This is a genomic window from Latilactobacillus sakei subsp. sakei DSM 20017 = JCM 1157 (genome assembly GCF_002370355.1).
Classification (GTDB): Bacteria; Bacillota; Bacilli; order Lactobacillales; family Lactobacillaceae; genus Latilactobacillus; species Latilactobacillus sakei.
This window is the reverse complement of sequence record NZ_AP017929.1, coordinates 695162-708309: the sequence shown is the minus strand read 5'-3', so window position 1 is coordinate 708309 and position 13148 is coordinate 695162. Positions and strand designations below refer to the sequence as shown.

The 13148-nt window shown below is 41.2% G+C and carries 13 protein-coding genes; 2 read left to right on the top strand and 11 right to left on the bottom strand.

Translation table 11 applies throughout. The features are described from left to right. Positions 1-14: 14 nt before the first annotated feature. The 6 genes from rpsS to rpsJ all read right to left on the bottom strand — a co-directional run bounded on the left by rpsS (position 15) and on the right by rpsJ (position 3168). On the bottom strand, positions 15-296 hold the full coding sequence (rpsS, locus tag LEUCM_RS03500) for a 30S ribosomal protein S19 (RefSeq protein ID WP_004270198.1): 282 nt from the start codon (positions 294-296) through the stop codon (positions 15-17). An 84-nt stretch (positions 297-380) separates the two neighbouring features. Further along, positions 381-1214 carry a 50S ribosomal protein L2 gene (gene rplB / locus LEUCM_RS03495; RefSeq protein ID WP_011375446.1) on the bottom strand — a complete coding sequence of 278 codons (834 nt, stop codon included), beginning with the start codon at positions 1212-1214 and terminating at the stop codon, positions 381-383. 38 nt (positions 1215-1252) lie between these two features. Next, entirely contained in the window at positions 1253-1537 is a 285-nt protein-coding gene (rplW, locus tag LEUCM_RS03490; RefSeq protein ID WP_011375447.1) for a 50S ribosomal protein L23, read from the bottom strand. Further along, positions 1537-2160, bottom strand: coding sequence for a 50S ribosomal protein L4 (gene rplD, locus LEUCM_RS03485; RefSeq protein ID WP_011375448.1), 624 nt, complete (start codon positions 2158-2160; stop codon positions 1537-1539). Before rplD ends, rplW begins: the two co-directional genes overlap by 1 nt. Positions 2161-2183: 23 nt before the next feature. Next, positions 2184-2816, bottom strand: a complete 633-nt coding sequence (rplC, locus tag LEUCM_RS03480; RefSeq protein WP_011375449.1) for a 50S ribosomal protein L3 — start codon at positions 2814-2816, stop codon at positions 2184-2186. A gap of 43 nt (positions 2817-2859) precedes the next feature. After that, positions 2860-3168: a 30S ribosomal protein S10 gene (rpsJ, locus tag LEUCM_RS03475; RefSeq protein WP_011375450.1), complete on the bottom strand. Its 309-nt coding sequence runs from the start codon at positions 3166-3168 to the stop codon at positions 2860-2862. Between the two features lie 335 nt (positions 3169-3503). Here rpsJ and LEUCM_RS03470 point away from each other — a divergent pair, with 335 nt between their 5' ends. Next, the gene (locus tag LEUCM_RS03470; RefSeq protein ID WP_025015996.1) at positions 3504-4055 is read left to right on the top strand and encodes a cysteine hydrolase family protein; all 552 of its coding nucleotides are present in this window, start codon (positions 3504-3506) and stop codon (positions 4053-4055) included. Between the two features lie 569 nt (positions 4056-4624). Here LEUCM_RS03470 and fusA read toward each other — a convergent pair. The 3 genes from fusA to rpsL form a co-directional block, all read right to left on the bottom strand. Continuing rightward, entirely contained in the window at positions 4625-6712 is a 2088-nt protein-coding gene (fusA, locus tag LEUCM_RS03465; protein ID WP_016265721.1) for an elongation factor G, read from the bottom strand. A gap of 95 nt (positions 6713-6807) precedes the next feature. Beyond that, positions 6808-7278 (bottom strand): 30S ribosomal protein S7, encoded by a 471-nt coding sequence (rpsG, locus tag LEUCM_RS03460; RefSeq protein WP_004270185.1) that lies wholly within the window; start codon positions 7276-7278, stop codon positions 6808-6810. Between the two features lie 89 nt (positions 7279-7367). Further along, on the bottom strand, positions 7368-7781 hold the full coding sequence (gene rpsL / locus LEUCM_RS03455; RefSeq protein ID WP_004270179.1) for a 30S ribosomal protein S12: 414 nt from the start codon (positions 7779-7781) through the stop codon (positions 7368-7370). A gap of 280 nt (positions 7782-8061) precedes the next feature. Here rpsL and LEUCM_RS03450 point away from each other — a divergent pair, with 280 nt between their 5' ends. Continuing rightward, positions 8062-8751 carry a prepilin peptidase gene (locus tag LEUCM_RS03450; RefSeq protein WP_025015997.1) on the top strand — a complete coding sequence of 230 codons (690 nt, stop codon included), beginning with the start codon at positions 8062-8064 and terminating at the stop codon, positions 8749-8751. 3 nt (positions 8752-8754) lie between these two features. On the opposite strand, the gene LEUCM_RS03445 is transcribed toward LEUCM_RS03450, so the two are convergent. Both LEUCM_RS03445 and rpoC read right to left on the bottom strand, forming a co-directional pair. Continuing rightward, entirely contained in the window at positions 8755-9327 is a 573-nt protein-coding gene (locus LEUCM_RS03445) for an isochorismatase family protein (RefSeq protein ID WP_025015998.1), read from the bottom strand. A 173-nt stretch (positions 9328-9500) separates the two neighbouring features. Continuing rightward, positions 9501-13145, bottom strand: coding sequence for a DNA-directed RNA polymerase subunit beta' (rpoC, locus tag LEUCM_RS03440; RefSeq protein ID WP_035147345.1), 3645 nt, complete (start codon positions 13143-13145; stop codon positions 9501-9503). Between the last annotated feature and the right edge of the window lie 3 nt (positions 13146-13148).

Genomic DNA, 13148 nt, shown 5'->3' with positions numbered 1-13148 from the left:
ATTCATCCTCCTTTCTAGCGTGCTTTTGTTTTCTTATCGTCATTTCCATGACCATGGAAAGTTCTTGTTGGTACAAATTCGCCTAATTTATGGCCTACCATATCATCTGAGATGAAAACGGGAACGTGTTTCCGTCCATCATAAACAGCGATTGTGTAACCAATAAAGCTAGGGAAAATTGTCGAGCGACGGGACCAAGTCTTGATGACTTGTTTCTTTTCGCTGTCGGCTTGTGCTTCAATCTTGTTGAGCAAGTGAGCGTCTGCGAATGGTCCTTTTTTCAAACTACGACTCATTATGAAACCTCCTTCGAATGAAAAGTGCAACGTGCCCTAATTGCTTAGGCCGCGTTGGCTTTGGATAAGTTCAATTTAAATTGATTATCTTGATTTACGATGACGAATAATAAGTTTCTCTGAACGAGCCTTACTACTACGAGTTTTCTTACCAAGTGTCTTCTTACCCCATGGAGACATAGGAGAAGGACGACCGATTGGTGCTTTACCTTCACCACCACCATGAGGATGATCGTTAGGGTTCATTACTGATCCACGAACTGTAGGACGAATACCCATCCAACGTTTACGGCCAGCTTTACCAATCTTGATTAATTCGTGTTGACCGTTACCAACTGTACCGACCGTTGCACGACATGTAAGTAGGATCATACGTGTTTCGCCTGAAGTTAAACGAACGATAGCGTATTTGCCTTCTTTACCTAATAATTGAGCTGATGTACCAGCTGAACGAACCAATTGGCCGCCTTTACCAGGTTTTAATTCGATATTGTGGATAAGAGTACCATCAGGAATATTAGCTAATGGTAATGCGTTACCTACTTTAATATCAGCATTAACACCAGATTCAACGATCATACCTACTTCAAGGCCTTTAGGGGCGATGATGTATGCTTTGATACCATCTGGATATTGGATTAATGCGATATTTGATGTTCTATTTGGATCATATTCGATTGACTTAACAGTCGCTTTGATATCATCCTTAATACGCTTGAAGTCAATGACACGGTAATATTGTTTATGACCGCCGCCACGATGACGAACAGTGATATGACCATGTGCATTACGACCAGCAGTATGGCTTTGGGATTCCAACAACGTCTTTTCAGGGGTTGTCTTTGTGATCTCAGCAAAATCTGAGCTGGTCATGTTACGACGACCATTTGTGGTTGGTTTGTACTTAATAATTCCCACGTGTATGCCCTCCTATAATTTATTCTATTTAATGTTAATTAATCTTCAAAAATCTTGATTTCTTTTGAGTCAGCTGTTAATGTCACGATTGCTTTACGGCGTTTCTTAGTGTAACCCGCATAGCGACCTTGGCGTTTTAACTTGCCACGAACGTTCATGATATTAACGTTTTTAACGTTGACACCAAAGATTTCTTCGATTGCGTAACGCACTTGTGTTTTGTTGGCACGAACATCAACATCAAATGTGTATTTCTTGTCGTCCATTGCAGCCATTGAGCTTTCAGTAACTACTGGGCGTAAAATAACATCGCGTGCTTCCATTATGCAAGCACCTCCTCAATTTTAGAAAGAGCAGCTTGAGTAAGGATTAATTTTTGGTTGCCTACAACGTCTAATACGTTGATACCATCAGCAGGAACAACAGTTACGTTAGGTAAGTTGCGAGCTGATAAAGCAGTAAAATCATTTCCGTCTTCAAGAACTACTAATACTTTAGTATTAACATCTAACTTGTTAAGTACTTCAGCGAATTCCTTAGTCTTAGGTGCATCAAAGCTAAATGAATCAACAACGATTAAATCATTATCGATAACCTTTTGTGAAAGTACTGACTTGATTGCAAGACGACGTACCTTACGAGGTAATTTATAGCTGTATGAACGAGGTGTAGGTCCGAAGACAACACCACCGCCACGCCATTGAGGTGAACGGATTGAGCCTTGACGAGCACGACCAGTACCTTTTTGACGCCAAGGTTTACGACCACCACCACGAACAGCTGATCTGTTCTTAACAGCGTGTGTTCCTTGTCTTAATGATGCACGTTGCATGATGATAGCATCAAATACAACATTTTCATTAGGTTCGATAGCCCAGATTGAGTCGTTTAATTCAACGTTCCCATTTTGGCTACCATCTTGTTTAAATAATGTTACGTTTGCCATTGGTAAAATCCTCCCTTCTCAGATTATTTATGAGCTTTAACGGCTGTTTTAATTGTAACCATTGAGTTTTTAGCGCCTGGTACGTTACCTTTAACAAGAATAACGTTCTTTTCAACGTCTGTACTTACAACCACAAGGTTTTGAACAGTACGTTGGTTGTTACCCATGCGTCCAGGTAATAATTTACCCTTGAAGACACGGTTGATAACAGCACCCATTGAACCAGGACGACGGTGGTAACGAGAACCGTGACCCATAGGCCCACGTGATTGTCCGTCTTTTTTAATGTTACCTTGGAAACCATGACCTTTCGTTACACCAGTAACGTCAACGACGTCGCCGGCTGCGAAAGTATCAACTTTGATTTCTGTTCCTACTTCGTAATCTCCTAATGCGACATCTCTGAATTCTCTAATGAAGCGCTTAGGAGTAGTGTTTGCTTTTGCTACATGACCTTTAGCAGGTTTGTTTGACAAGACTTCGCGTTTATCTTCAAAACCGACTTGGATGGCTTCATAGCCGTCTGTTTCGTTTGTTTTAACTTGTAAAACAACGTTTGGAGTTGCTGCGATAACTGTTACGGGAATTAATTCACCGTTTTCAGTAAAGACTTGTGTCATACCTACTTTTCTACCTAAGATTCCTTTTGTGGTCATGGTAACACCTCTTTTCAATTATTTTTTATTTGGATAATGCTAATTAAAGCTTGATTTCAATGTCAACGCCACTAGGTAAGTCAAGTTTCATCAATGAATCAACTGTCTTAGGTGTTGGGTTAACAATATCGATTAAACGTTTGTGAGTACGCATTTCAAATTGTTCACGTGAATCCTTGTGCTTATGTGGTGAACGTAGAACTGTGTATAAAGTTCTTTCAGTTGGTAATGGGATTGGACCAGAGATTGAAGCTCCTGTTCTCTTTGCTGTTTCCACAATCTTATCAGCTGATTGATCTAAAATACGGTGTTCGAATGCCTTCAAACGAATACGAATTTTTTGTTTTGCCATGTTTTTCCCTCCTTCGTCTATTTTAAAAGTAGACTAGCTCCGTGAAAATTTTTCCGGCACGCCCGCCCATGGCAAAGCGGCCGGGTGTGTCGCAACCTCTCACATCTTAGCTACTCGGGGTATCTTGCGACCCCCATGTGTGCAAATCTCTGCTATAGAAATAGCACCTTATATATCTTACAAGATAGAGCGAGATAACGCAACCCCTTTTTTGCTGATTTATCAAAGTTTTTCATGACATTTTCATTACAAAAACGTCAACAGCATGTTAGTAGCCTTTTCCATCGGTTTTCGTTAAACTAAAGTTAATTTCAAACCTCAGGAGGCCTCTTCCAATGGATAAAGCTGCGTTATTGATCATCGACTACACGAATGACTTCGTCGCCCCAGACGGTGCCTTAACGGCTGGTAAGCCGGCTCAAGACATCGCATCTACCATTGTAACACTTGCGGACCAATTCTTGGCCAAAAAACAGTTTATTATTTTACCAACTGACTTACATGTTGCAAACGACCCTTTCCATCCAGAGTCTAAACTCTTCCCACCTCATAACCTCGCTGATAGCCGCGGACGCGCTTTTTACGGTCCACTAGCTAATTGGTATGCCGAACACCAAGACAGTCCCTACGTCTACGCATTCGCCAAGAATCGCTACTCTGCGTTTGCGAACACTAATCTTGATAACTTCTTACGCGAACGGCAGATTACCAATCTGCATTTAACCGGCGTCTGCACCGATATTTGTGTGCTGCACACAGCCGTTTCAGCTTATAACTTGAATTATCCACTGACTATCCACCAAAAGGCCGTCGCCACCTTCACGCCAAACGGTCAGGAATGGGCACTGGCACACTTCAAAAACAGTTTGGGCGCAACGATTATTTAATACTTTTCTTCTATAAATATAAAAGCCACCGCCAATTCAAAATTGGCAGTGGCTTTCTTTATTTGTTATGTTTCGAAAAAAACGCTAAAAAATGTTATGCCAGGGCGGTGGCAATCGAGTTAGTAGGAGTTGAACCTACATCAACCATCTTATTCGGATCACCTTAATATCGTTGTGCCGTTTTAATCGTGCCTTCGAAAGCAATTAAACACAGGTCTCCAACTTAATACTAAGTGAGCCGATTCGATTTTCTTGGGAGGAATTTCAAATGATGGCTTGTTCTACCGATTGAACTATAACTCATTGGTGTTGCTTGCGATAGCTAATTCTTTCTAGGGAGAGCTACCACACAAAATTAACAAAATCAGATGATTCTTGGGAGGAATTTATCTGATATATAAAGAATAACAATTAGTTGTGAACAAAATGTGAACATTCAATTATGAAACTGTAAAAGAATGACATCGCTCACAACTAAAAAACCGAGTTGCCTTTGACAGCAACCCGGTCACAAAAAACGATATTAAGCAATTAATGCGGTCAAACGACCGTTCTGACGAACGATTCGCTTATTGGCCACCGTTCTTCTTAATGATTTCTTCTTGGATGCTCTTAGGAACAGCTGAGTAGTGGTCAAATACCATTGTAAATGTCCCACGACCTTGTGTAGCTGAACGTAATGTTGTAGCATAACCAAACATTTCTGACAATGGAACCATTGCATTAACGATTTGGGCATTACCACGTGCTTCCATACCTTCAACAGCACCACGACGAGCAGTTACTTGTCCCATGATATCGCCAAGATATTCTTCAGGAGCAATAACTTCAACCTTCATGATAGGTTCAAGGATTTCAGCGCCAGCTTGTTTAGCAGCGTTCTTCAATGCCATTGATGCAGCGATCTTAAATGCTGATTCATTAGAATCGACATCATGATAACTACCATCATATAACTTAGCTTTAACGTCAATCAATGGGTAACCAGCTAAGACACCGTTTGCCATTGATTCTTTCAAGCCTTGTTCAACTGATGGGATGTATTCACGAGGAACAACACCACCGACGATAGCGTCTTCGAATTCGAAGCCTTTACCTTCTTCATTAGGTGTAAATTCAACCCAAACGTCACCATATTGACCTTTACCACCGGATTGACGAACGAATTTACCTTGTGCAGATGCTTGTTTTGTGAATGTTTCACGGTAAGCAACTTGAGGTTCACCAATTTTGGCAACCACTTTAAATTCACGTCTCATACGATCAACCATGATATCCAAATGCAATTCACCCATACCAGAAATAAGCGTTTCGCCTGTTTCATTGTTGGTTTCAGCCTTGAATGTAGGATCTTCTTCAGCAAGTTTTTGTAAAGCAAGATCTAACTTATCACGATCTTCTTTTGATTCAGGTTCAACAGAAACTTGGATAACTGGGTCAGGGAATTCCATTGATTCCAAGATTAATGGATGATCAACGTCAGTCAATGAATCACCAGTTGTTGTATTCTTCAAACCGATTGCAGCAGCGATATCCCCAGAGAATACTTCAGGAATTTCGTTACGGTGATTTGAATGCATTTGTAATAAACGACCAACACGTTCACGTTTGTCTTTAGTTGCATTCAAGATGTATGAACCAGATTGTAATGTACCAGTATAAACACGGAAGAATGTTAAACGACCAACGAATGGGTCAGTAGCAATCTTAAATGCTAAACCAGCAAATGGTTTGTCATCGCCAGCCATCAATTCAACTTCTGAATCGTCTTCTGGGTTTTTAGCGTTGTAAGGACGTACGTCTAATGGTGATGGTAGGTAATCTACAACACCATCCATTAACATTTGAACACCCTTGTTTTTGAAAGCTGAACCAGCGAAAACTGGGAAGAATTTCAAATCGATAGTTGCTTGACGGATAGCAGCTTTCAATTCTTCTTTAGAAATTTCTTCGCCTTCTAAGTATTTGTCCATAATGTCGTCATTAACATCAGCAACAGCTTCAACTAATTCGGCACGACGTTTTGTAGCTTGTTCTAGGTAGTCAGCAGGTACGTCAACTGTATCCCACTTAGCGCCTAATTCATCTTCGTCATAGATATCAGCTTGCATTTCGATCAAATCAATAACGCCTTGGAATTCATCTTCAGCGCCAATTGGCATTTGAACGGCATGTGCGTTAGCTTGTAGGCGATCTTCCAATGTTGTCATTGAATAATCAAAGTTAGCGCCAAGTTTGTCCATCTTATTAACGAAAACAATACGAGGTACACCATAAGTAGTAGCTTGACGCCAAACATTTTCAGTTTGAGGTTCAACCCCTGATTGAGCATCTAAGACAGTGATAGCACCATCTAAAACACGCAATGAACGTTCAACTTCGATTGTGAAATCAACGTGACCTGGTGTATCAATGATATTTACTCGATTACCTTTCCATTCAGCAGTTGTAGCAGCTGATGTGATTGTAATCCCACGTTCTTGTTCTTGTTCCATCCAATCCATTTGTGAAGCACCTTCATGTGTTTCACCAATCTTATGGATTTTACCAGTATAGTACAAGATACGTTCTGTAGTAGTTGTTTTACCAGCATCAATATGTGCCATGATACCAATATTACGCGTTTTGTCTAACGGAAATTCACGTTTGTTTGCCATAAGTGAATGTTACTCCTCTCGAATATTAACCTAAAGACAACAAGAGGCCATTATATGATTTTTTAAAAAACATACAATAGCCAACCTTGATAATCTTACCAGCGATAATGTGCAAATGCGCGGTTGGCATCAGCCATTTTATGTGTATCTTCACGTTTCTTAACAGCAGCACCAGTGTTGTTGGCAGCATCCATGATTTCACGTGCAAGACGTTGATCCATAGTATGTTCCCCACGTAGGCGAGCGTAGCTTACTAACCAGCGTAAACCTAAAGTTGTACGACGTTCTGGACGAACTTCAATTGGCACTTGGTAGTTAGAACCACCGATACGGCGAGCTTTAACTTCAAGTACTGGCATGATGTTGTTCATAGCTTCTTCGAACACTTCTAATGGTTCATTACCAGTTTCTTCTTTAATAATATCAAATGCGTCATATAAGATTGTTGACGCTGTACCACGTTTACCATCAATCATTAAGCGGTTGATTAAGCGTGAAACCAATTTAGAATTGTACATTGGATCAGGTAAAACGTCACGTTTTGCAACATAGCCTTTTCTTGGCATCCTGATAACCTCCTCAAGATATTTAAGTCCTTGAAGTAACACACAGTGTCATTTAAACTTCAATCGACTTTTTCAAATTTTTTTGTGTGTTATTTTTTAGGTCTCTTAGTACCATATTTAGAACGGCTTTGCATACGACCGTCAACGCCGGCTGTATCTAAAGCACCACGAATAACGTGATAACGAACCCCAGGTAAATCCTTAACACGGCCCCCACGGATAAGAACAACACTATGTTCTTGTAGGTTATGACCAATACCAGGAATATAAGCTGTGACTTCGATTAAGTTAGATAAGCGCACACGAGCATACTTACGTAAAGCAGAGTTAGGCTTTTTAGGTGTCATAGTACCGACACGAGTAGCGACCCCACGTTTTTGTGGTGCTGGATTATCTGTAGCTTTTTTCTTCATACTATTGTAGCCAAAGTTTAATGCAGGTGCATCAGACTTTGAAGTTCTTGATTTACGACCCTTACGTACCAATTGGTTAATTGTTGGCATTTGAAGGTTCCTCCTTCCTTGATCTGAAAGTTATTTTTAAGTTTTAAGTCCACACATCCAGGTGGTTCTTTTTTTGTGATAAAAAAATGGCAACCTAGATTGCGCGAATTGTGATGCATTTTTAGACGTCAGTCAGCATGTCTGTTATCCAGAAAACCTCCGTAAAAAGCACATCTATAAGAATAGCATGCAAAAAATCGAAAGTCAACTCGATTTCGGCTACTTTTCTGAAAAAAGCAACGTCCTTTTACCGTAGTTTAAGAGTAAGGAGGATTCACTTATGTTACTTTATTTAATCATCTTTTATAGCGGTGCTTGTTGCGCCTCATTTCTAACCGTTTGCGCCTGGCGCTTACCCATCGAAAAGTCCATTATCACACCACGTTCGCACTGCGATTGCTGTCAGCAACCACTGGCTTGGCATGATTTATTACCACTATTCAGCTACCTATACTTACATGGCCACTGCCGCACTTGTCATGCTCAGATTAAGCCCACTTTTTTATTCAGCGAACTAATTGGTGGTCTATTGGCCTGCTTCATTTTTAGCGAATCCCTTTCTTGGGACCTCGCTTATTTACTCGTGATTCTCTTTTATATCAGTCTCGTTGACCTCTTCTACTATATTCTCTATCCAATCCCCTTATTCGCATCACTGGTGCCCCTCTTTTATTTGTATTGGCCACAGAATCATTGGCTAGGAGCCATCGTCTTTTGCTGCGGGCTGTTGCTCACCACTTACTGGGCGTCTGGTTTTGGCTTTGGTGATGTCGAGTTACTCACTATCCTGACGCTCTGGGTGGGTCTTGAATCCGTTTTACGAATTCTCTTGGCGGCCTGTCTAATCTGTATTCTATTTCAAGGCATCAAAAAAATCTGGCCATCGCCTAAACAAGCGACGCGCCAGATTCCGTTTATCCCCTATATATCGATGGGTGTGGTGATACTACTCCTACAAACACCACAATAATGATTATTTCTTTTTCAAAAACGATGCCGTAGACATCACTTGCCCCATTCTCGGGAAAATATATTGCAAGCTGTGTTGGTGTTCAATCGCCGTGCTGGCGGTCATTGCATCTTCAATGAAGATTTGGTGATAGTTATGTTCAAACGCATCACGCGCCGTTGATTCCACGCCAATATTGGTGGAAATCCCACATAAGACGATGGTTTCAATCCCTCTTCTGCGTAATTGAAGGTCTAAGTCGGTGCCATAGAAGGCTCCCCATTGGCGTTTTGTAATTTGATGCGCATTTTTGTAGTTCGCAATTTCTGCTAATAAACGTGTGTTCAGTAGCGGTGATGGTTGGCGATAGTCAGGTGTCCGTTCACCTAAATTAGGCGTTAGTTGATCTTGGCCGTCTGTGACGCCAACATTTACGAGGACAACAAAACCTTGGTGCGCTTCAAAGTCTTCGATTAGTTGTTGGGCGTTTTGAACGACCGTTTCACCCGCATGAGGTGCGAGTGTTGGGCGATCCGCAATGCCCGGCTGTAAATCAATCACCACTAGGGCTGTTTTGGCATAATCAATGGTTGTCATCTGAAAGCTCCTTTTAATTTGGTAGACAAAAAGAGGCCCCGAGGGACCTCTTTTTAACGTGCATTTAAAGGCATATTCCTGTGCCTAGCGCTGTCCGTCGAATAAGCGACTGTGTCGCTTATTCACCAGACTATGCTAGTGCTCGGAATATAATCGCCTTTAATTGCACTTCTTTATTCTTTTGTTTCTTCTTGTTTCATTTGCGCTTCAATGTCACTGATTGAGTAAACATTTTCTGATACAGCACCGACTGTCTTAGGTTCCATATGACGATACTTCGCCATACCAGTACCAGCTGGGACAATCTTACCAATGATAACATTTTCTTTCAAACCAAGTAATGGATCGCTCTTACCGCGGATAGAAGCATCCGTTAAGACACGAGTTGTTTCTTGGAATGATGCGGCTGATAAGAAACTATTTGTTTCCAATGATGCTTTAGTAATACCAAGCAAGACAGGACGACAAGTAGCAGGTACGCCACCGCTAATTAAGGTATCGTGGTTACGGTCTGTAAATTCACTAATATCCATTAATGTACCAGGTAAGATTTCTGTATCACCTGGGTCCATGACACGGACTTTACGTAACATTTGACGGACCATAACTTCAACGTGTTTATCGCCGATTTCAATACCTTGCATACGATAAACCTTTTGTACTTCATGCAAGAGGTAGTTTTCAGTTGATAATACATCACGGACTTTAATTAATTGCTTAGGATCGACAGACCCACCAGTAATTTTTTCACCACGATGAATCATGTCGCCTTCACTAACAATGATGTTTGACGTATAAGGCACACTGTATGAACGTGTATCAGTTTCGCCTTGAACCGTAATTTCACGTGTGTGTTCTGCTGGGTTTTCTTCAACAGCAATCACTTCACCCGTTACTTCAGTGATAGTAGCGATAGCTTTAGGATTACGTGCTTCAAAAATTTCTTGGATCCGAGGCAACCCTTGAGTGATATCTTCACCACCAGCAACCCCACCAGTATGGAAGTTACGCATTGTTAATTGCGTACCAGGTTCACCGATTGATTGAGCAGCAACAGTACCAACTGCTTCACCAACTTCAACTTCTTCGCCATTAGCCATGTTACGACCGTAACATTTCTTGCAGACACCATGTTTTGTATTACATGTGAAGACGGAACGAATTGTCACTTCTTCAACACCAGCATCAACAACAGCTTGAGCAAGTTGTTCATCCATCAATTGGTTCTTAGCAACCATTACTTCACCCGTTGTTGGGTTAATAATCGTCTTCATTGGACAACGCCCAACAAGACGGTCATACAATGGTTCGATCATTTCATTACCTTCACGGAGTGAGTGAATAAGAAGACCACGATCAGTACCACAATCTTCTTCACGAATGATAACATCTTGTGCAACATCAACTAAACGACGTGTTAAGTAACCAGAATCGGCAGTCTTAAGAGCCGTATCAGTCATACCTTTACGGGCACCATGGGTAGACATAAACATTTCCATGACAGAGAGACCTTCACGGAAGTTTGATGTAACAGGAACTTCCATCATCCCACCATTAGGAGCGGCCATCAAGCCACGCATACCAGCAAGTTGCGTAAAGTTAGAGATATTACCACGGGCACCAGAATCAGACATCATTGAGATTGGGTTCGTTGGATCAAATGAATCCGTTAAACGTTGTTGGATATCATCTTTAGCATCGTTCCAAATTTCAATAACACGCGCATGGCGTTCTTCATCTGTGATCAAACCGCGACGGAATTGTTTAGAAATCGTTGTAACTTTCTTATGAGCGTCATCAACAATTTCTTGTTTTTCAGGTAATTGAGGAACATCGGCAACCCCAACTGTTAAACCAGCATGAGTCGCTTGAACGTAACCTAAGGTCTTCATGTCATCCAATAAATCAGATGTCCGTTGAACCTTATATACCTTGAAGACTTGCGCAATGATATCACTTAAGAAACCTTTCTTAAATGGTAAGATTACGGGTGCACCAGCCAAGTAATCATGGATATCTTCACCGTTGTCGATGAAATACTTGTCAGGAACACCATTCATTAAGTTATCTGTTGTTGGTTCATTTAAATATGGGAAGTCAGCTGGCATGATTTCGTTGAACATCACTTTACCAACACTCGTTACCATAATCTTGTGACGTTGATCATCTGTAAATGGACGGTTAGCCATATCAGCAACTGATAAACCAATCCGACTGTGCAAATGAACGTGGCCAGTTTGATAAGCCATCAAGACTTCGTTTGTATCTTTGAAGATCATGCCTTCGCCGAGACGATTTTTTTGTTCAAGGGTTAAGTAGTAGTTCCCTAAAACAACATCTTGAGATGGTGTAACGATTGGCTTACCATCTTTAGGTGCCAAGATATGATGAGCGGCAAGCATTAACATTCTTGCTTCTGCTTGTGCTTCGTCAGATAAAGGTACGTGGATAGCCATTTGGTCCCCATCAAAATCGGCATTGTAAGCTTCACAAGCTAATGGGTGAAGACGGATTGATTTACCGTCAACCAAGATTGGTTCAAAGGCTTGAATACCAAGTCTATGCAATGTAGGTGCTCGGTTCAATAGAACTGGGCGTTCCTTGATAACATCTTCTAAAACGTCCCAAACATCGTCGTCTTGACGATCAATTTTACGTTTAGCGTTCTTGATATTTGAAGCCATATCGCGTTTAACCAATTCGTGCATCACAAATGGTTTGAACAATTCAAGTGCCATTTCACGTGGTAACCCACATTGATAGAACTTCAATGTAGGGCCAACATCGATAACTGAACGACCAGAATAATCGACACGTTTACCAAGTAAGTTTTGACGGAAACGACCTTGTTTCCCTTTCAACATGTGTGAAAGTGACTTCAATGGACGGTTACCAGGTCCAGTAACTGGACGGCCACGACGACCATTATCAATCAAAGCATCAACGGCTTCTTGAAGCATCCGTTTTTCATTTTGAACGATGATGTTTGGTGCCATTAAGTCTAACAAGCGTTTCAAACGGTTGTTACGGTTAATAACCCGACGATACAAATCATTCAAATCAGAAGTTGCAAAACGGCCACCTTCAAGTTGAACCATCGGACGTAAATCCGGTGGAATAACTGGAATAGCATCCATTACCATCCAGTCAGGACGGTTACCTGACTTACGGAAGGCATCTAAGATGTCTAAACGACGGATAGCACGTGTTCTCTTTTGGCCTTGAGCTGACTTCAAGTTTTCCTTCAATTCAGCGACTTCGCCTTCAAGATCAACGTCTTGTAACAATTCTTTAATGGCTTCAGCACCCATTTTGGCGTTGAATTTGTTGCCATATTCATCTAATTTTTCACGGTATTCGCGTTCTGTCATCAATTGTTTCTTTTCAAGTGCTGTATCACCTGGGTCGATAACAACGTATGATGCGAAGTAAATAACTTCTTCCAAAGCACGAGGGCTCATGTCTAAGACAAGACCCATCCGACTAGGAATACCTTTGAAATACCAGATATGTGTAACGGGCGCTGCTAATTCAATGTGACCCATGCGTTCGCGACGAACTTTTGAACGTGTAACTTCAACGCCACAACGGTCACAGACGATTCCTTTATAACGAATCCGTTTGTACTTACCACAAGCACATTCCCAATCTTTTGTAGGGCCAAAGATTCTTTCATCAAAAAGGCCATCGCGTTCAGGTTTTAAGGTACGGTAATTGATTGTTTCTGGCTTTTTAACTTCACCATATGACCAACTACGGATTTTGTCTGAAGATGCTAAACCAATTTGCATGCTTTCAAACTTATTGACATCTATCAAAGG